This is a genomic window from Blautia sp. BIOML-A1 (assembly GCF_009883055.1).
Classification (GTDB): domain Bacteria; phylum Bacillota; class Clostridia; order Lachnospirales; family Lachnospiraceae; genus Blautia_A.
Map to the genome: position 1 here is coordinate 371,121 of NZ_WWVR01000001.1, position 19,630 is coordinate 390,750.

Here is a 19,630-nt window from a genome sequence, read left to right on the forward strand (position 1 = left end):
CTACAAGAAAAAGTATGGGAGATTTCGAAAGCCGGGACAGTGCCGAGAATATGAAATAACCATAAATTATATGCCCGTTCCATTGACGGAAAATGTGTCCTGTGCTAAGATTTTACAGAACAGGGAGGGGAGTAATTCTGGAATGAAAGGAATGTAGCTATGGACGAGAGAAACACAGAGAAGCAGCAGAAGACCAAAAAGAAAGGTGACCTCCTTCTGACGCTGGTTCTTATTATAGCGATAGCAGTTTTTTGCTATGCGGCTTTTAATCTTTTTCACATCTATACAGAATACAAAAAGGGAACGGACGAGTATAATCATATCGAGCAGATGGCAGTCACGGACCGTGCACCTGATGCGCAGGAGGTGGCAGGACCGGAGGCACAGCCCAAGGCACCGATCAATGTGGATTTTGCATCGCTCAAGAGTGTGAATCCGGATGTGGTCGGCTGGATTTATGTAGAGGCACTGAATCATATCAGTTATCCTATTGTACAGGGCAAGGACAATGAGACATACCTGCATCAGACCTATGAAGGGAATTATAATTTTGCGGGAACGCTTTTTATTGATTATGAGAACAGCAGTGATTTCAATGACTGTAACACGTTGGTCTATGGACATAATATGAAGAATGGTTCCATGTTTGGGCATCTCAAGAAATTTGCGGAGGATCAGAATGTCTATAATAAGAGTAAATATTTCTGGATCCTGACACCGGATAAGAACTATCGCTATGAGATCATTTCTGCCTATACGACAGGTGTGGACAGTGACACGTATACATTGTTTAAGGGACCGGGAGAGGAGTTTCAGAGGTATCTGGAGACGATTAAGGGATACTCGGAGATCAGTACCGATCCGGGAGAACTGACAATCAAGGATAAGATCGTTACATTATCTACCTGTACGGGAAATGAATCTACGAGATTTGTTGTACAGGGCAGAAGGATAAGCTCAGAGGATGCATATTAAGCACACAGGTGCATAGATGGCTATGCAGAGGTGAAGGGGGAATTGACATGGATGCAAAGATCATGAAATTACAGGAGCTGATTGATCAGCATGATAATATTGTGTTTTTTGGCGGGGCAGGAGTGTCTACGGAGAGTGGGATTCCTGATTTCCGTTCACAGGACGGGTTGTATCATCAGAAGTATGATTATCCGCCGGAAACGATTCTGAGCCACACGTTTTTTATGAGTAATCCGGAAGAATTTTATAAGTTTTACCGTGACAAGATGCTCTGTGATACTGCAAAGCCGAATGCAGCACATCTTAAGCTGGCAGAGCTTGAGGAGGCGGGCAGGCTTAAGGCTGTGATCACGCAGAATATTGATAATCTTCATCAGATGGCGGGCAGTCATAAGGTGCTGGAGCTTCATGGAAGCGTATACCGCAATCATTGTATGCGATGTGGGAAATTCTATGATTTTGATTATGTGAAGCACAGTGAAGGAGTGCCGAGATGTGAGTGCGGCGGTATTGTGAAGCCGGATGTGGTTCTCTATGAGGAGGGACTTGACAGTCAGACAATCGAAGAATCTGTCAGAGCAATTTCGAAGGCGCAGGTTCTGATCATAGGAGGAACTTCTCTGGCGGTCTACCCGGCAGCGGGTCTGATTGATTATTTCCGGGGAGAGGCACTGGTGGTGATCAATAAATCCTCCACTCCGCGGGACCGCAATGCGGATCTTCTGATCAAGGAGCCGATCGGTCAGGTGTTTTCTCAGATTAAAGTAAGATAAGAGTAACTGTTCACAGTAATATATAAGGCAGGAAGTATACATGGGATTTATTTATGAGGTAGGGGATATTGTGACTCTCAAGAAGGGTCATCCATGCGGAAGCAAGGAATGGGAAATCCTTCGAGTGGGAGCAGATTTCCGACTGAAATGCATGGGCTGCGGACATCAGATCATGGTGCCGCGTAAGATGGTCGAAAAAAACACGAGAAACTTACAAAAGCCGGAGTGAACAGAAACCTTATTCGTTCTGGTTATATTAAATATACAAGAGATGAAATTTACATTTGAAGCTCATGGTTCTATAATAAAACCCGAAAAGGGGCGATATTATGAGTACCATATTTCCGAGAGAAGAAAAGGCAGAACAGATTTTTGACAAGATCCTTGAAAACCCGGAAGCGTGCGAACGTCTGAAGGATACATTTTTTGAAGCAATTCCATCGGCGGAAGAGAGTGAAGGTGCAGGAACGGATATTCCGGGAACTGTTTTTGCGGCAGCCTTGTTTCATGCATACGAAAACAAAGACCTTTCGGCATTTCTCATGGCTGTCTGCAATAACAGTATGTTTGATCTTCTGCGTAATTCTTTCCTGATTCCGATGCGGTTCAATGATAAGGGCGTGGAGAATCCGGTTCTTCTTACGGATGACAGGGGAATGCTTCTGGATGAATCTCAGAAACATCTTTATGAGAAGAAATACAGGATGTTTCACAGGATCTATGAGGAGCAGGAGGAGATTCCGTGTTATCAGATGTATATGGCAGACGGTTTCAGGGAAAATCACGGTTATACCAGTAAGGGCGAAATCGTGACAGACAAAATATCGAAACATACAGGAATCCTTCTTATGTTCCGATTCCCGGAATCTGTAAAGACAGACATTAATGATGACAGGATCTATGCGATCGTGTGGGATTTCCTGATGCGCCTTCAGGAGGAACTGCCGCGGGCATTGATGTATTATGGTGTCAGGGACGAAGAAGGCAAAGAAAAAAATACCGAAACGCTGGGAATTTTTCTTCCGTTTTATCATTTTGAGAGAATGATGGAGAAAAATATTGAGATTGCAAACGGTATTGGACTGGGATGCCGGGAGCATATCCTGAATGAAGTAAAACGACAGACAGGGAAGTGCGAGTGATGCAGCAGATGATCAGAAAGAATCATATGGACATTGCCTGGCATGAATATACTGACGAGAATGGTGCAGATATTCCGGTCACGCAGGCCAGTCTTACGGAGAAAGCTTCTATCATCGGACGGGTAGGGATTATGTTTCTGTCCTGTGGAACCGGTGCATGGCGAGTGAGAAGTTCGATGAATACACTGGCTGAGATCATGGGAATCACCTGTACGGCAGACATTGGCTTGATGTCGATCGAGTACACCTGTTTTGACGGGGAGAATGGCTTTACTCAGTCACTCTGTCTTACCAATACGGGCGTGAATACGTCAAAGCTTAACCGTCTGGAGCATTTTATCCGGGAATTTGAGGTGGACGGAAAGAATATGTCGGGGGAAGAGCTACATAGCCTGCTGGATGATATAGAGAGGATCCACGGGCTGTATTCTCCGATTGCACTGGGATTTGCGGCTGCTCTCGCATGCTGTGGCTTTACTTTCCTGCTCGGCGGCGGGCCGATTGAGATGTTCTGTGCCTTTGTGGGTGCAGGGTTTGGGAATTTCCTCAGATGCAAGCTGACGAAACATCATTTTACCCTGTTTCTCTGTATTGTATCCTCGGTCTCACTGGCCTGCCTTGTTTATGCAGGATTTCTGAAGATTGGAGAAGTATTGTTTGGAATTTCCATTCAGCATGAGGCAGGTTATATCTGTGCGATGTTGTTTATTATTCCCGGCTTTCCGTTTATCACGAGTGGTATTGATCTTGCCAAGCTGGACATGCGTTCAGGAACAGAAAGACTGATGTATGCACTGATCATTATCCTGGTAGCGACGATGTCTGCCTGGATCATGGCATTGCTTCTGCAACTGAAACCGGTAGATTTCATCAGAATCTCCCTTCCGGTGAAATTATGGATCGTGTTCCGGTTTCTTGCCAGCTTCTGTGGGGTGTTTGGCTTCTCAATTATGTTCAACAGTCCTATAAGGCTTGCGTCAGCGTCGGCACTCATTGGAGCGGTGGCCAATACACTTCGACTGGAACTTGTGGATCTGGCCGGAATGCCGCCTGCAGCCGCAGCTTTCATTGGTGCACTGACAGCCGGTCTTTTTGCCTCCATGATAAAAAACAAAGCAGGTTATCCGCGAATCTCCCTGACGGTTCCTTCTATTGTTATCATGGTGCCGGGACTGTATCTCTACAGAGGATTTTATAATCTTGGGATCATGTCCCTTTCTACAGCCGCATCCTGGTTTGCCGCAGCCATCCTGATCATAGCTGCGCTCCCTCTGGGGCTGATCTTTGCAAGGATACTGACAGACAGAACATTTCGGTATTGTACGTGATCCTCAGGATTCATTTTTGCTTTTCAATAAAATTATGCAGGACGAAGGAGAAAGCAGCGAATGTGGGAAAAAATCAATAATTTTCTGAAAGGTCAGATTGTGACATCGATCATATACGTTGCTCTTGGAGCGTGCCTGGCATTTATGCCGGTGAATATGATCAATGTGATCTGTAAATTTATATTTGGAATACTTCTGATACTTGTGGGATGTTATCATATTTTGCTCTATATTCTGGAGAAACTAAATGCTACGATCCTGGATCTTTTTTCCGGCGGTGTTCTTCTGGTCATCGGAGTGTTTCTCTTTACGAATCCGCAGATCGTAGTGAAGCTTCTGCCAGTCCTGCTTGGAACCTTTATTCTGGCGGACAGCATCTGGAGCCTCAAAGGAAGCCTGAAACTTAAGAAAAACGGAAGCGGATTCTGGAAGATCCTTCTGATCGGAAGCCTGATCTTCATCGGGCTCGGTGTTTCCCTTGTACTCAATCCGTTCACAATGGTAAAATACACGGTAATCTTTGCAGGATGGATCTTCCTCTGTAACGGAGTGGTAGACCTCATCTACCTGATCCTCCTCCGTCGCGGTCTGAAAGAACTCAAACAGGAAGCAGAAGCAGTCGATGCAGACAGCGAGATCATATCTGATGATGCAGAAAGTTCTGCACAGCCAGAAGAACCGGTCGTACCGGAATACGCACCGTGGAGCTCACGCAGGAAGGCAGAACCAGCAGACGATTTATCTGACAGTGAGGAAGAAACTTCTGATAAAGAACCTTTCGACAGCAATGCTTATGACAGGGAAGTTTCCGGGATGGAAGAATCCCTCGATGTTGTGCAGGTGAGAGAAGAAGAGGTTCCGTTGGACGAGTCGACAGAAGAGATGACTGAGCAGGAGAATGATCCGCCGGCCGGCAGAGGAGCGTACGTAGTATCCAAGCCAACCGTAACCGATGATGATCTTTCCGATACCAAAGATGAGAACCTTCTTGGCCTGATCTCCCGTAAACGAAAGAAAAATAAGAGCGAATAAAAAGATGACGAGACATAGACGAATCTGTTGTATACTGCTCGCATGTATTTGCTGTCTGTGCTTTTCAATTACATGTTATGCGAGGGCCGGCGGCGGATCTTCAGGAGGAAGTTCGGGGGAAAGTTCCGGTGGAACATATCATTATAATAATGAATCAAACTATACGGATGACGAGAGTCCGGGTGGATGGTCGCAAACGATAGTTGGCTGGATGGCAATGGCATGTTTTGCCGGGGCTGGAACGATTGCATTTCATTGCTATATTCAAAAGGCAAAATACAAAAGTCTTCAAAAAATGAAGAAATTTGAAAAGCCGGGCGAAGACGGGAATGCAAAAGAAATGCAAAAATATGTGGAGAATGCATATTTTGTTATTCAGGAATGCTGGAGGCTCCTGGATCCATCTTATGCAGAAAAGTATCTGAGTAAAAGTCTTGCCCAAAGTTGGACTACAAAACTTGAATGGATGAAAGTTAAACATGAAAAGCCAATACAGAAACGAGTTCAGCTCCTGAGTGTGACTCCGGTATCTGTGTGGGATGATGAAGGTGAAGAAGATGCCAGTATTGTTTATCTGATTCATGGAAGAATGATTGGATATTATATCAATACAGATACATTAGAGGTTGTTCGTGGAAAAAAGATTCCGGAGTCGTTTTATGAATACTGGACATTTATACGTGAAGACGGAAGATGGGTGTTGAATGAAATTCAACAAAAAGATGAAGTTGATGTGCATGAATTGTAAAATGTACATCAATTTTTTTATATCTTGAAAAAACAACATATTTCTTGATTTTTTATCATAGTATAAAAGTGCTGATAAATCTATAATAAAGACAGGTTGAAAGAGAACAAATCTTACAAAAAAAGGAGCGATAAGTACTATGAAAATGAAAAAAGTAACAGCAATGAGCATGGCAGTATTAATGGCAGCAAGCATGATTCCATCTGTACCGGTTATGGCAGCAGACGGTGGAAAGGTTTACTATCTGAACTTCAAACCAGAAGCAGATGAAGCTTGGCAGAACCTGGCAAAAGCTTACACTGAAGAAACAGGAACAGAAGTAACAGTTGTAACAGCAGCATCCGGACAGTATGAGACAACACTTCAGTCTGAAATGGCAAAGAGCGATGCTCCGACACTGTTCCAGGTAAACGGACCGGTTGGACTTAAGAACTGGAAAGATTACTGCTATGATCTGACAGATGCAGAGATCACAAAAGGACTTACCTCTGATACTTACGAGCTCAAAGACGGAGATGCTGTAGATGGTATCGCATATGTAATCGAATCCTATGGCCTGATCACAAACAAAACCTTACTTGAAAAAGCAGGATATTCTCTGGATGATATCAAGAGCTACGATGATCTGAAGAAAGTAGCAGATGATATTCAGGCAAGAAAGGACGAGCTTGGAATCAAAGGTGCTTTCACATCTGCAGGTATGGACGGATCCTCTGACTGGAGATTCAAAACACATCTTGCAAACCTTCCGATCTACTATGAGTACAAAGAAGACGGAATCGATGATACAGAGGCAATCAAAGGAACATATCTTGACAACTACAAGAACCTGTTTGACCTGTACATCACAGATTCTACCTGTGACGGATCTGAACTCTCTGCAAAAACAGCAGATGACTCCAGAAACGAATTTGTAAACGGCGAAGCAGTATTCTATCAGAATGGTACCTGGGAATATGCAGAACTGTCCAAGACATACGGAGATGACGAGCTTGCAATGATCCCGATCTACTTTGGTGTAGATGATGAGAACGAGGGACTTGCAACAGGTACAGAGAACTACTGGTGTGTAAACAAGAATGCATCTGATGAAGACGTTCAGGCAACTCTGGACTTCATGAACTGGTGTGTAACATCTGAAACAGGAACAAAATCCATGGCAAACGATATGGGATTCACACTTCCTTTCAAAACAGCACAGGAGTCTACAAACGTATTTGTAAAACAGGATGCTGAATACACAGAAGCTGGAAAAACACCTGTTTCATGGAACTTCACAACAATGCCGTCTGAAGAGTGGAAAAACGGACTTGGAACAGCTCTTACCGCATATGCAGCAGGCACAGGTTCATGGGATGATGTTGTAAGTGCATTCGTTGACGGATGGGCTACAGAGAAAGCTCTCTCCGAGTAATCAAAATAATATGTGATCAATCATCAAGAGGAGGCGAGGTTCTTGCCTCCTCCTGTGGGTTCTATGAGAGGGAAAGAGGAGAATTATAATGGTAGGAAGAACGATCAAAAAATGGTGGCCGATTTTTGTACTGCCGACTTTTGCGGCATTTGTTATCGGTTTCCTTTGGCCTTTTATCTGGGGCATTTATCTTTCATTTTGTAAATTTACAACCGTAAATGATGTAACCTTTGTCGGATTTTCAAACTATTCCAAGATCTTACTGGATAACACCTTCAGTCATTCATTCTGGCTGACCGTTGTGTTTGCTTTTGTTTCAAGTATTCTGATCAATGTGCTGGCATTTTCCATCGCACTGGTACTCACCAAGGGATACAGAGGAACCAATGCATTCCGTACCGTATTCTTTATGCCGAACCTGATAGGTGGTATCGTACTTGGATATATCTGGCAGACACTGTTAAACGGACTGCTCTCCAAATGGGGACAGCCTCTGCTTTCGCTTTCTGCAAGAAACGGATTCATCGGTATGCTGATCCTTCTGATGTGGCAGCAGATCGGTTATATGATGATCATCTACATAGCAGGTCTGAACAATGTTTCTCCTGATCTGGTCGAAGCAGCACAGATCGACGGTGCGACAAACAGACAGATCCTGTTCAAGATCAAGATCCCGATGATCATGCCGTCTGTTACAATCTGTACTTTCCTGACTCTGACAAACGGATTCAAGATGTTTGACCAGAACCTTTCTCTTACAGGAGGAGATCCGGGTAAACAGTCACAGTTACTGGCTTTGAATATTTATGATACATTTTATGCAAGAAGCGGTGCTCAGTGGAAGGGTATCGGCCAGGCAAAAGCGGTTGTCTTCTTCCTGCTGGTTGTAGCGATCGCACTGATCCAGCTTCGTGCAACATCATCTAAGGAGGTGCAGCAGTAATGGAAAATAAGAAAAAAAATCCGGTTGCGTCAATTATTTTGACGCTGATCTGCATCCTCTGGATGTATCCGATCGTGCTGATCCTGATTAACTCTTTAAAGAAAGAAGCTGCGATCACAACTTCAGGTGTATTCAGTCTTCCAACAGCTGAGACATGGAATGGTGTTGCAAACTTTGTGGCAAGTGTTACACAGATGGATTTCCTCAAATCCTTCTGGTACAGTCTTGTGATTTCAGTGATGTCCGTTGCTCTGATCATGCTGTGCTGCTCTATGGCAGCCTGGTACATTGTTCGTGTAAACGGGGCATTATCCAAGGTTTTCTATTACCTCTGCGTATTCAGTATGGTAGTACCGTTTCAGATGGTTATGTTCACACTGGCAAAAACAGCCGATACCTTACGTCTGAACAATCCATACAACATTTGTATTATCTATCTTGGATTTGGTGCAGGTCTGGCAGTCTTTATGTTTACAGGATTTGTAAAGGGTATCCCGCTTGAAATCGAAGAAGCGGCTCTGATCGATGGCTGTACACCGCTGCAGGTATATTTCAAGGTTCTGATCCCAATCCTGAAACCAACAATTATCTCTACCGCGATCCTGGAACTGATGTGGGTATGGAATGACTACCTTCTGCCGACACTGGTACTGGATATCAAGAAATATCGTACCATTCCGATGGCAGTCCAGTATTTCCGCGGAAGCTTCGGACATGTGCAGATGGGACCGATGATGGCAAGTATCATGATCGATATCATTCCGATCATTATTGTATATCTGGTATGCCAGAAACACATTATCGAAGGTGTTGTAGCCGGTGCAGTCAAAGGCTGATAAGAAAAAAATTACTGCAGACAATTGCATAAATTTATTCAAATACAAGTCTCCGGGAAGATACTCTTTCCGGGGATTTTGTGGTAGAATAAACAAATAAGGTAAAATAACAGGGGGTGGGGGAATGATCAATGTTCTGATCGTGGATGATGAGAAGATTGAAAGAGAAGGACTGAAATATCTGATTTCCACAGAAACAAAGGAACACAAAATCTTTGAAGCTTCCAATGGCAGGGAGGCGCTGCAGATTCTGCGTGAAGAAGATATACAGCTTCTTCTTACAGACATCAAAATGCCGCACATGACAGGGCTGGAACTTTCCAAAAAGGCAAAGGAAGAACAGCCGGATCTTCAGATCATCATATTCAGTGGTTTCAGCGACTTTGCATTTGCGCAGGAAGCAATACGCTATGGTGTCACGGAATATATCCTGAAACCGGTAAATCCAGAGGATTTTCACCGAGTGATCCAGCGTGCGGAGGTGACAATTGCCAGTCGGATAAAGAAGGAAAGTCGTGAAATCAAGGAGAAGATTTTTCTCCAGCAGTATTTTCTTCAGAACTATCTGTATTCCGGCAAGAAGGAAGTTCTGGAAAAAGCAGGCGAACTCATTGATCTGAATAAATGGAATGACTGGCACTGTGCAATTCTGCTTGAATCAGATGTGGCTTTTTTTGATACGGCAGAAGAAAATCTGGATCAGGTACTTCAGCAGGAGCTTCGAAGGAAAATTTTTTATCTGAATCTGAATGGAAGACAGTCACTTGTTTTATTCCAGGATGTCTACTGTGATTATCAGCTGGTGGCGAATCATATCTATAATTTCATGAAACGGGAATATATGGAGCGGTTTTATCTGGCTGTAAGCAGGAAATTTGAAGGTTACGAAAATCTTCCGTCAGTTCTGGAGCAGCTGGAGCAGCAGATGGAAGAGAAATTTTATCATCCGGACAAGCATATCTTTACAAATGAAGATGATCCCCTGAATATGGCAGTAGGAGAGGTGCAGGATTCTCAGATCATGCAGGCGATCTCCGAGGATATCACGCGCAAAGATACGGAACAGCTTCAGAAACATTTTGAATGCCTCAAAGAAAAATATCATGATAATACGCAGTATTCTGCAATGTATATTAAATTTGTATTTTCCAATGTGATTCAGGAACTTTTTCAGGAGAATCAGTTTTCCGGCGAACGCAGACTGGAGCATGAGATCGAACGCCTTTATAATTGCAGGAACATAAAGGAAATCCTCGGTGTGACAGAAGACAATATCAAGGAATATGAGGCTTTCCTGGAGCGTTCTATGGACAGGTCCAGAAATGAAGTCACTGCTGTCAAAAATTATATTTATCAGCATTATGATGAGGATCTGAATCTGGAAATGCTAGCAGAAAAGGTCTATCTGTCTTCTGGTTATTTAAGCTTTATTTTTAAGAAAGAAACAGGGATGAATCTGAATCGTTATATTCGAGTGTTCCGTATGGAAAAGGCCAAAGACCTTCTGTGCAGCACCAATATGAAGGTGGCACAGGTCAGTGAGAAGGTAGGATTTGCAAATGTGTCTTACTTCTGCCGGAGTTTCCGGGATTACTATGGAAGCAGTCCGGAATCCTACAGGAAAGGAACAGCGGAGGATGAACAGACTTCTTAAGTGTATCAAAAACATGAAATACCGGCACAGGCTGACGCTTCTTCTGGTCGTGACTGCTCTGGTACCAATGACGGTTCTTGCTCTCTATGGTCACAGCAGACAGAGTGCGATGGTTCGAAGCAGTGATATGGAGGACATGCAGTCGATCATCGAGCAGACGAAGGAGAGCATTGACAGTCAGACTGCTGTTTACAACAGTCTTTTGAACTATCTTACATATTCGCCGGATATCACAGAGATCATCAAAGAAAAAAGCATTGATAATTATACTGCTTATGAGAAATATAACCAAATTGCAGATCCTCTTCTGTCGGTGCCAAAATCTTACCATGATGCCATTAATAGGATCCAGCTGTTTGCAGAGAGTATTCAGGTAGAACATGAATATACGCTGGTTCCGCTTGCTAAAATGCAGGAAGAATGGTGGAGCAGTGAACTTCAGGACGATGTAAGGATCCAGTGGCTGGTGAATCTTGAGCGCAAAGAGGTGGCGGCAGTCCGTATGATCTATGATGAGCAGACTCTGGATGCGGCAATCTGTATTGTGCTGGATTACGATAAGATATTTCAGCCGCTGATGAATATTCTCAATGAGGAAAACGGAGGAATGGTCACAGATGAGGATGGTACGATCCTCTACAACAAAAGCAGTCTTGAGAATATTGAAATGAAGAAATCAGATGACAAGGACACTGCTCTTGAAAAGATATCTCAGGAATGTGCTTATACAATGGCGGAAAGTGAAGAAAATAACTGGAATTTTTATCTCTACAAAAGCCAGCGGGCAATCTCAGGTTCTGTCCGGAGACTGCTGCTGGAAGAAATTCCACTGATGGCACTCTGCTGTCTGATCACTCTGGCTCTTGGACTGGCTTTTTCCAGAATTTTTACAAGAAAGATCGAAGAACTTACCAGAAATATGGACCAGGTGAACCATGGAAGCAGAGAGGTTACAGTCAGCAGTGATTCTGAAGGCGAGGTTGGTATTCTGATCAACAGCTTCCGAAGGATGATGGATGAGATCAACCGTCTGATCGATGAAGTATACGTTAATAAGATTGCATTGAAGGAATATGAATTGAAAGCACTGCAGGCACAGATCAATCCGCATTTTCTGTATAATACGCTGTCCATGATGAACTGGATGGCAATCCGCAGCGGGCAGATGGAGATCAGTAAAGTGACCCTTGCACTTTCGACCTTTTACAGAACTGCCCTGAGTAAGGGGGAAGACATGGTCACCGTCGAGACCTGTATCCGAAATATGGAAGCGTATCTGGAAATCCAGTTGACCATGCATGATCATAATTTTACAGTAGAATGGGAAACAGATCCGGATATCAAGAACGAAAAGATGCCGAAGCTTCTCCTTCAGCCTGTCGTGGAAAATGCGATCGAGCATGGAATCGACGAGAAGGAAGAAGGAGACAAAAAGCTTTTTCTTTCGTTCAAAGGGCAGGGAGATGATGTGGAGATCATTGTCCGTGATAATGGAACAGGGATGGAACAGGAGAAGGCAGAAACTCTTGTCACCTACCAGGCGAAAGGATATGGTCTTAAGAATGTCAATGACCGTATCCGGCTTCTTTACGGAGAATCCTATGGAATACAGATCTATAGTGCACCGGGAGAGGGTACGACCGTTATCATGAGATTCCCGAAGGAGATCAAAAACTATGAAGAGTAAATGGAAGCTGCCGGTGATTTTGGGATGTATAATAAGTCTGTCCGGATGCGGCATAAGTAATCAGCCGGTGCAGAAAACGGCGTCAGAACAGAAAAGTTCAACGGCAGAAGAAAATGTGAGAACCGGCAGCTGGGAAAGTGCTGCACAGAGTCCTTATGGAGCGTATCCGGAACTTGTGACTTATACGCTGGGGCAGATGAGCGGCACCAATAATTCCAATCTTCCGGATGGAAATACCTATGAAGATAATGCCTATACCCGCTATCTCAAAAAGATCTTGAACATTCAGAATGAGAATATATATATGGAGAGTGAAGACCGTTATGATGAGTTTGTCAATATTCTGATAAAGGATCAGACTCTGCCGGATGTCCTGGTGATTTCGGACAGGGGGATGCTCAAAGAACTGGTGGAAAATGATCTGGTTGAGGATCTGACGGAGGTGTATCAGAACTGTACCTCGAAACGGATCAAAGAAATGTTCGAAAGCTATGGAAGCGGTCTTCTGGAGTCTGTGAAATTTGATGGAAAGCTGATGGCTATCCCGGAGACGGTCACAGATCATGGACCGCGTCTGATATGGCTCCGCAAAGACTGGATAGATGAGCTGGGGCTTGAAGAGCCAAAGACTCTGGAGGATGCCTTTGATATCGTGGAGGCATTTGTACAGAACCGAATGGGAACAGCAGAAGGAGAGGAGCCTGTCGGCCTTGTTTGTGATACAGACCTGGTGGGAAGTACCAGTTCCAGCTATTCCGTTGATCCTGTTTTTGACAAATTTGGGTCAAGCCCCCGCAAATGGATCAACCAGAATGGAGAGATCGTCTATGGATCTGTGACAGAAGAGACCAGAAATGCTTTGAGTTATCTGCATGAATTGTATGAACGCGGGGTGCTGGATCAGAATTTTGCACTCAGGGCACAGAATAATCTGAGAGATCTGGTGGTGAGCGGCAAATGCGGAGCGTTTTTTGGACTCTGGTGGACACCGAACAATTCGTTGATGGATATTTATGAGACAGATAAAGACGCCGAATGGATGCCGTATTATCTGCAGGAAGTAGACTGGAAGAATGTGTATGCCTCTTTTAGTGACAGCAAGTATGTGGTTGTGCGTAAGGGGTATGAACATCCGGAAATCGTAATGAAGATTATAAGCGTTCTGTTTGATTACAGCAGATATACCGCCGAGGATGCAGATGAGGTAAATGAATATTTTGCACTGAATGTAGATCCGACAGCCAGGCCGCTGGTCATAAACGTTGATTATAATGAGGCGACTTTCCAGATCACAAAGGATATACTGGCTGTGATGAGTGGACAGCGTCAGGAAAGTACTCTCAGCGAGATTGCAAAATCATACTATGATGCGGCAGAAAAATATATCCATGGAGAATCGGAGATAGCAGAAGACTGGGCAGCATATGAATCCAGGCTTGTGGCAGTAGGAAGACTGCTGGATGGAAATTACCGGTCGGTAAAGAGCAAATACCTGGATGACAGCGACGGAGAAGTTCCAAAATCTCTTCTGCAGCTTGAAAAAAACAGCTTCATCCAGATCATTATGGGTGTGAAGCCAGTCAGCTATTTTGACGAGTTTGTAGAAACGTGGTACGAAGAAGGTGGGGAGGAATTGACACAGCAGATTCGAAAATCCAACTCGGGAAAATAAAAAACAGAGAGGAAGTGTAAAGATTTCCTCTCTGTTTTTCAATAACTTATTTTTCGAAAATTATTTTCCGAGATGCCAGATGTCGTTGTCATATTCTGCGATGGTTCTGTCAGAAGAGAAGAATCCGGCTTCTGCAATATTGATCAGAGTTCTGCGGCTCCAGTTCTCCTGGTCAGCAGCGTAATCAGCCATTGCCTGCTTTTTACGGACTACATAGGCGTTGAAATCCGGAAGAGTCTGGAACCAGTCTTTGCCGATAAGCTCATTCTGGAGACGTTTCAGGTGTTCTTCATCACCGAAGGAAAGCATTTCCTTACCTGTAAGGAAGTCGATCGCACGGTGAAGATTCGGGTCTGCCTCGTACCAGTCTCTCGAGCAGTAGTCGCCTGCTGCATAGCGGTGGATGACCTGTTTGCTGCTCTGTCCAAAGATATAAATGTTGTCATTTCCAACTGCTTCGGAGATTTCTACATTTGCACCATCCATAGTTCCGAGAGTCAGGGCACCGTTCAGCATGAACTTCATGTTTCCGGTTCCGGATGCCTCTTTGGAAGCAAGACTGATCTGCTCGGAGAGATCACATGCCGGGATCATCATCTCAGCAGCAGAAACATTGTAGTTTTCTACAAAGACAAGCTGCATCCATTTGGAAACTTCCGGGTCATTCTCGATCACCTGAGAAAGGGTGAGGAGTCCATGGATGATGTCTTTGGCGATGGTATATGCCGGAGCTGCTTTGGCACCAAAGATACTTACCAGCGGAACGGAAGGTGTGTGACAGGCTTTGATCTCCAGATACTGATGGATCAGGAACAGAAGATTCAGCTGCTGGCGTTTATACTCGTGAAGTCGTTTGGACTGGATCGTAAACATGGCATTTGTATTAAGCTTTACGCCCTGTTTCTGAAGAAGCCATGCGGCAAGAGCCTCTTTGTTCTGTTTCTTGATCTCGGAGAGCTTCTGAAGTACGTTCTGGTCATCTGTATATGCCAGGAGTTTCTTCAGTTCTGAAGCGTCCTTCTTAAATCCACTGCCGATCAGACTCTCAATTTCACAGGTCAGAGCCGGGTTACATTTGAGAAGCCAGCGACGGAAGGTGATACCATTTGTTTTGTTGTTGAATTTCTCAGGATACAGATGGTAAAATCCGGCAAGCTCACTCTCTTTGAGAATCTGTGTATGGAGAGCTGCGACACCATTTGTGGAATGTGAGAAATGGATATCCATGTGTGCCATATGAACAACCTGGTTCTGGTCAATGACTGCCAGGGAGGCGTCTTCGGTTCGTTCCTTAGCCACAGCATCAAGCTTTTCGATGATCGGCATAAGCTGCGGAACAACGGTCTCCAGATAATGTCTCGGCCATTTTTCCAGGGCTTCGGCAAGGATTGTGTGGTTTGTGTAAGCACAGGTATCTGTAACAATCTGCACTGCTTCTTCAAAATCGATATCATGAAGCATAAGCAGACGGATCAGTTCCGGGATCACCATGCTCGGGTGTGTATCGTTGATCTGGATCGCAGCATAGTCAGCGAGATCGTGATAATTACATCCTCTTGCGATACATTCAGAAAGAATAAGCTGTGCACCGGCGGAAACCATGAAATACTGCTGATAGATACGGAGCAGACGTCCGTCTTCGTCGGAATCATCCGGATAGAGGAAAAGAGTCAGGTTTTTGGCAATGTCCTTTTTGTCAAAGGAGATTCCTTCACTGATCACGGATTCATCAACAGTGTCTAGGTCAAAAAGATTCAGGGTGTTGGTTCTTCCTTCATATCCTGTAACAGGAAGCTTATAAAGTCTTGCAGAGTATTCCTTTCCTGCCAGAGATACTGGGAAAACAGTGTCTGTAGCCTGAGCCGCACAGGCATCAGTCAGCCAGAAATCAGGGGTTTCATTCTGGATATTGTTTTTGAAGTTCTGGTGAAAAAGACCGCAATGGTAGCGAAGTCCTACACCGTCGCCAGGAAGATTTAAAGTTGCAAGACTGTCAAGGAAGCAGGCTGCCAGTCGTCCGAGACCGCCATTTCCAAGGCTCGGTTCCGGTTCCTGTTCTTCGATATCCGCCAGAGATTTTCCGGCAGCAGCCAGGGCTTCTTTTACATCATCGTAGAGTCCGAGGTTGATAAGGTTGTTGGACAGAAGCTTTCCAATCAGGAATTCTGCTGAGATATAATAAAGCTTTCTTCCAGTTACGCTGTGAACCTGCTGCTGACTTTTTTCATCAACAAGTTTCAGAAGTGCGTGATAAAGTTCTTCATTAGAAGCAGTTTTGATGTCTTTTTTGCAAAGATCGTTAAGTTTATTTGTCATGGTTTCACTCATGTGAGCCACTCCTTTCATATACATAGATAAAAGATTTTTGTAACTGTTCACAGAGCATATCCCGAGAATCCCGGAGATTCCTTTCCATGAACAGTTGCGAGGTTTAGGTTGGTTGTCAGAAAACATCTTGTACTATGTTATGCTTATATTTATATCACATATTCTTTGTCGTTTCTTGTAAAAATCTTGCAAATACTAATACTATCCTATCATAATGGAGAAAAATAACGGAGAAAAAATATTATGGAAAAAGAACAAGGTCAGAAATATCAGGAAAAGAAACAGCACGGGAGCAAACTGTTTCCGTTTAATATCTATCCGTGTACGATTCCGCTGGATTTTCCGTCAGTTTCTCTTCACTGGCATAAAGAAATGGAACTGATCTATGTCAAAAAAGGAAGAGGAGAGATTCAGCTGGAGACAGGTCTGTTTCAGGGAAAGGCGGGGGATATTTTTGTGGTTCCTCCGGGAACGCTTCATGCATTGTATAAAACAAAGGGTTCTTCTATGGAATATGAAAACATTATTTTTGAAGTGGATTTTCTGGGGGCAGGGGCAGCAGATCTCTGTGCCGGTGAATTTCTGGTTCCTCTTGCAGCCGGTAAACTGCTTCCGCCAATCTGTGTTCAGGAGCAGGAGGAAGGCTATGATGTCCTGAAACAATGCCTGAGCCAGATGGAAGGCTTATGTGCGTCCAGAGAAAAAGGCTATGAACTGGGAGTAAAGGCGGCAGTTCTTCAACTGCTCTTTCTTCTTATAAGAAAATATCCGTCTGTAAAAGAAGTGTCTTCACCGGATCGGGAGCAACTGAAAATGGTGCTGCATAAGATAGAAAAAAATATCGATGAAAATCTTACAGTTGGAGAGATGGCAAAGTTCTGCGGATGGAGTGACAGCCATTTTATGCGCTGGTTCAAAAAGATGACGGGATTAAGTCTGATCGCCTATGTAAATGAGCGAAGACTGGCGGTGGCAGCAGAGGCACTGAAGAAAACCGACGATAAGATATTGAACATTTCTCAGGATGCAGGATTTACCAACCTTTCTAATTTTAACAGACAGTTCAGAAAGCGTTATGGAGTGACCCCAAAAGAGTATCGTGAAATGAATGATATCAGTTAGAGAATAGGGGCTGGAAAATAAGAAATAAAAAAATCAAAAAACGGTTGACAGTCTGCGTAGAAAGTGGTATTCTAATTGAGTTGTCACAAAGAATTGATTCTTTTGAACACACAATTTGAAAAGTTTTGAAAAAACCAAAAAAGTTGTTGACAATCCAGTATGGATGTGATAGAGTAGACAAGTCGCCTGAGAGCGATGCACAAACATCATAAAAGCTTCGAAAAGAAAATAAAATAGTACTTGACAAGCACTGATGAATGTGATAATCTAGATGGGCTGTCGAGAGATGGCGAAACAAAGAACCTTGATAACTAAACAGTGAAACACATACGATTCTCGAAAATTCTTAACGAATCATCATTCAATAGAATGAACTTTTTATAACAGTAATGACGAGAGATAACTAAGCTAGTTGGTTGTCTTGAGACATCAAACACTTTTACAGAGAGTTTGATCCTGGCTCAGGATGAACGCTGGCGGCGTGCTTAACACATGCAAGTCGAACGGGAAACCTTTTATTGAAGCTTCGGCAGATTTAGCTGGTTTCTAGTGGCGGACGGGTGAGTAACGCGTGGGTAACCTGCCTTATACAGGGGGATAACAGTCAGAAATGACTGCTAATACCGCATAAGCGCACAGGACCGCATGGTCCGGTGTGAAAAACTCCGGTGGTATAAGATGGACCCGCGTTGGATTAGCTTGTTGGTGAGGTAACGGCTCACCAAGGCGACGATCCATAGCCGGCCTGAGAGGGTGAACGGCCACATTGGGACTGAGACACGGCCCAGACTCCTACGGGAGGCAGCAGTGGGGAATATTGCACAATGGGGGAAACCCTGATGCAGCGACGCCGCGTGAAGGAAGAAGTATCTCGGTATGTAAACTTCTATCAGCAGGGAAGATAGTGACGGTACCTGACTAAGAAGCCCCGGCTAACTACGTGCCAGCAGCCGCGGTAATACGTAGGGGGCAAGCGTTATCCGGATTTACTGGGTGTAAAGGGAGCGTAGACGGACTGGCAAGTCTGATGTGAAAGGCGGGGGCTCAACCCCTGGACTGCATTGGAAACTGTTAGTCTTGAGTGCCGGAGAGGTAAGCGGAATTCCTAGTGTAGCGGTGAAATGCGTAGATATTAGGAGGAACACCAGTGGCGAAGGCGGCTTACTGGACGGTAACTGACGTTGAGGCTCGAAAGCGTGGGGAGCAAACAGGATTAGATACCCTGGTAGTCCACGCCGTAAACGATGAATACTAGGTGTTGGGGAGCAAAGCTCTTCGGTGCCGCCGCAAACGCATTAAGTATTCCACCTGGGGAGTACGTTCGCAAGAATGAAACTCAAAGGAATTGACGGGGACCCGCACAAGCGGTGGAGCATGTGGTTTAATTCGAAGCAACGCGAAGAACCTTACCAAGTCTTGACATCCCTCTGACCGACTCTTAACCGAGTCTTTCCTTCGGGACAGAGGAGACAGGTGGTGCATGGTTGTCGTCAGCTCGTGTCGTGAGATGTTGGGTTAAGTCCCGCAACGAGCGCAACCCCTATCCCCAGTAGCCAGCGGTCAGGCCGGGCACTCTGAGGAGACTGCCAGGGATAACCTGGAGGAAGGCGGGGATGACGTCAAATCATCATGCCCCTTATGATTTGGGCTACACACGTGCTACAATGGCGTAAACAAAGGGAAGCGAGCCTGCGAAGGTAAGCAAATCCCAAAAATAACGTCCCAGTTCGGACTGCAGTCTGCAACTCGACTGCACGAAGCTGGAATCGCTAGTAATCGCGGATCAGAATGCCGCGGTGAATACGTTCCCGGGTCTTGTACACACCGCCCGTCACACCATGGGAGTCAGTAACGCCCGAAGTCAGTGACCTAACCGCAAGGGAGGAGCTGCCGAAGGCGGGACCGATGACTGGGGTGAAGTCGTAACAAGGTAGCCGTATCGGAAGGTGCGGCTGGATCACCTCCTTTCTAAGGAA

The 19,630-nt window shown here is 44.6% G+C and carries 15 protein-coding genes and 1 rRNA gene; 15 read left to right on the forward strand and 1 reads right to left on the reverse strand.

Features of this window, described 5'->3' with window-relative positions; translation table 11 throughout:
- The first annotated feature begins 159 nt into the window (after positions 1 to 159).
- The 13 genes from srtB to GT674_RS01830 all read left to right on the forward strand — a co-directional run bounded on the left by srtB (position 160) and on the right by GT674_RS01830 (position 14,204).
- On the forward strand, positions 160 to 975 hold the full coding sequence (gene srtB, locus GT674_RS01770) for a class B sortase (RefSeq protein WP_161284076.1): 816 nt from the start codon (positions 160 to 162) through the stop codon (positions 973 to 975).
- A gap of 47 nt (positions 976 to 1,022) precedes the next feature.
- Positions 1,023 to 1,748, forward strand: a complete 726-nt coding sequence (locus GT674_RS01775) for an NAD-dependent protein deacylase (protein WP_161284077.1) — start codon at positions 1,023 to 1,025, stop codon at positions 1,746 to 1,748.
- A 40-nt stretch (positions 1,749 to 1,788) separates the two neighbouring features.
- On the forward strand, positions 1,789 to 1,977 hold the full coding sequence (locus tag GT674_RS01780) for a DUF951 domain-containing protein (protein WP_161284078.1): 189 nt from the start codon (positions 1,789 to 1,791) through the stop codon (positions 1,975 to 1,977).
- Positions 1,978 to 2,077: 100 nt separating this feature from the next.
- Positions 2,078 to 2,890: a DUF4866 domain-containing protein gene (locus GT674_RS01785; RefSeq protein WP_161284079.1), complete on the forward strand. Its 813-nt coding sequence runs from the start codon at positions 2,078 to 2,080 to the stop codon at positions 2,888 to 2,890.
- Entirely contained in the window at positions 2,890 to 4,218 is a 1,329-nt protein-coding gene (locus tag GT674_RS01790; protein ID WP_161284080.1) for a threonine/serine ThrE exporter family protein, read from the forward strand. Before GT674_RS01785 ends, GT674_RS01790 begins: the two co-directional genes overlap by 1 nt.
- A 60-nt stretch (positions 4,219 to 4,278) precedes the next feature.
- The gene (locus GT674_RS01795) at positions 4,279 to 5,250 is read left to right on the forward strand and encodes an HdeD family acid-resistance protein (RefSeq protein ID WP_161284081.1); all 972 of its coding nucleotides are present in this window, start codon (positions 4,279 to 4,281) and stop codon (positions 5,248 to 5,250) included.
- A 4-nt stretch (positions 5,251 to 5,254) separates the two neighbouring features.
- Positions 5,255 to 5,998, forward strand: a complete 744-nt coding sequence (locus tag GT674_RS01800; protein ID WP_161284082.1) for a TIM44-like domain-containing protein — start codon at positions 5,255 to 5,257, stop codon at positions 5,996 to 5,998.
- 139 nt (positions 5,999 to 6,137) lie between these two features.
- Positions 6,138 to 7,412 (forward strand): ABC transporter substrate-binding protein, encoded by a 1,275-nt coding sequence (locus GT674_RS01805; protein WP_161284083.1) that lies wholly within the window; start codon positions 6,138 to 6,140, stop codon positions 7,410 to 7,412.
- A gap of 88 nt (positions 7,413 to 7,500) precedes the next feature.
- Positions 7,501 to 8,355 carry a carbohydrate ABC transporter permease gene (locus tag GT674_RS01810; protein ID WP_022214140.1) on the forward strand — a complete coding sequence of 285 codons (855 nt, stop codon included), beginning with the start codon at positions 7,501 to 7,503 and terminating at the stop codon, positions 8,353 to 8,355.
- Complete coding sequence (locus GT674_RS01815) at positions 8,355 to 9,191, forward strand: carbohydrate ABC transporter permease (protein ID WP_161284084.1); 837 nt, start codon at positions 8,355 to 8,357, stop codon at positions 9,189 to 9,191. Before GT674_RS01810 ends, GT674_RS01815 begins: the two co-directional genes overlap by 1 nt.
- Positions 9,192 to 9,315: 124 nt before the next feature.
- Positions 9,316 to 10,845, forward strand: a complete 1,530-nt coding sequence (locus GT674_RS01820; RefSeq protein WP_161284085.1) for a response regulator transcription factor — start codon at positions 9,316 to 9,318, stop codon at positions 10,843 to 10,845.
- Positions 10,751 to 12,532, forward strand: coding sequence for a cache domain-containing sensor histidine kinase (locus GT674_RS01825; protein ID WP_243149019.1), 1,782 nt, complete (start codon positions 10,751 to 10,753; stop codon positions 12,530 to 12,532). The genes GT674_RS01820 and GT674_RS01825 overlap by 95 nt, the downstream gene beginning before the upstream one ends.
- Entirely contained in the window at positions 12,522 to 14,204 is a 1,683-nt protein-coding gene (locus GT674_RS01830; RefSeq protein WP_161284086.1) for an extracellular solute-binding protein, read from the forward strand. Before GT674_RS01825 ends, GT674_RS01830 begins: the two co-directional genes overlap by 11 nt.
- Positions 14,205 to 14,264: 60 nt before the next feature.
- Here GT674_RS01830 and glgP read toward each other — a convergent pair whose 3' ends face one another.
- Positions 14,265 to 16,532, reverse strand: coding sequence for a glycogen/starch/alpha-glucan family phosphorylase (glgP, locus tag GT674_RS01835; protein WP_161284087.1), 2,268 nt, complete (start codon positions 16,530 to 16,532; stop codon positions 14,265 to 14,267).
- 243 nt (positions 16,533 to 16,775) lie between these two features.
- Here glgP and GT674_RS01840 point away from each other — a divergent pair, with 243 nt between their 5' ends.
- A complete protein-coding gene (locus GT674_RS01840) occupies positions 16,776 to 17,654 on the forward strand; it encodes an AraC family transcriptional regulator (RefSeq protein WP_161284088.1) in 879 nt (292 codons plus the stop codon).
- A 438-nt stretch (positions 17,655 to 18,092) separates the two neighbouring features.
- Positions 18,093 to 19,622, forward strand: a 16S ribosomal RNA gene (locus tag GT674_RS01845).
- Positions 19,623 to 19,630: the final 8 nt, after the last annotated feature.

Coding starts and splice junctions, on each gene's coding strand:
- GT674_RS01830 (WP_161284086.1), top strand. CDS start 12,522: ATGAAGAGTAAATGGAAGCTGCCGGTGATTTTGGGATGTATAATAAGT.
- GT674_RS01815 (WP_161284084.1), top strand. CDS start 8,355: ATGGAAAATAAGAAAAAAAATCCGGTTGCGTCAATTATTTTGACGCTG.
- GT674_RS01780 (WP_161284078.1), top strand. CDS start 1,789: ATGGGATTTATTTATGAGGTAGGGGATATTGTGACTCTCAAGAAGGGT.
- glgP (WP_161284087.1), bottom strand. CDS start 16,532: ATGAGTGAAACCATGACAAATAAACTTAACGATCTTTGCAAAAAAGAC.
- GT674_RS01790 (WP_161284080.1), top strand. CDS start 2,890: ATGCAGCAGATGATCAGAAAGAATCATATGGACATTGCCTGGCATGAA.
- srtB (WP_161284076.1), top strand. CDS start 160: ATGGACGAGAGAAACACAGAGAAGCAGCAGAAGACCAAAAAGAAAGGT.
- GT674_RS01820 (WP_161284085.1), top strand. CDS start 9,316: ATGATCAATGTTCTGATCGTGGATGATGAGAAGATTGAAAGAGAAGGA.
- GT674_RS01800 (WP_161284082.1), top strand. CDS start 5,255: ATGACGAGACATAGACGAATCTGTTGTATACTGCTCGCATGTATTTGC.
- GT674_RS01810 (WP_022214140.1), top strand. CDS start 7,501: ATGGTAGGAAGAACGATCAAAAAATGGTGGCCGATTTTTGTACTGCCG.
- GT674_RS01775 (WP_161284077.1), top strand. CDS start 1,023: ATGGATGCAAAGATCATGAAATTACAGGAGCTGATTGATCAGCATGAT.
- GT674_RS01785 (WP_161284079.1), top strand. CDS start 2,078: ATGAGTACCATATTTCCGAGAGAAGAAAAGGCAGAACAGATTTTTGAC.
- GT674_RS01795 (WP_161284081.1), top strand. CDS start 4,279: ATGTGGGAAAAAATCAATAATTTTCTGAAAGGTCAGATTGTGACATCG.
- GT674_RS01805 (WP_161284083.1), top strand. CDS start 6,138: ATGAAAATGAAAAAAGTAACAGCAATGAGCATGGCAGTATTAATGGCA.
- GT674_RS01840 (WP_161284088.1), top strand. CDS start 16,776: ATGGAAAAAGAACAAGGTCAGAAATATCAGGAAAAGAAACAGCACGGG.
- GT674_RS01825 (WP_243149019.1), top strand. CDS start 10,751: ATGTGTCTTACTTCTGCCGGAGTTTCCGGGATTACTATGGAAGCAGTC.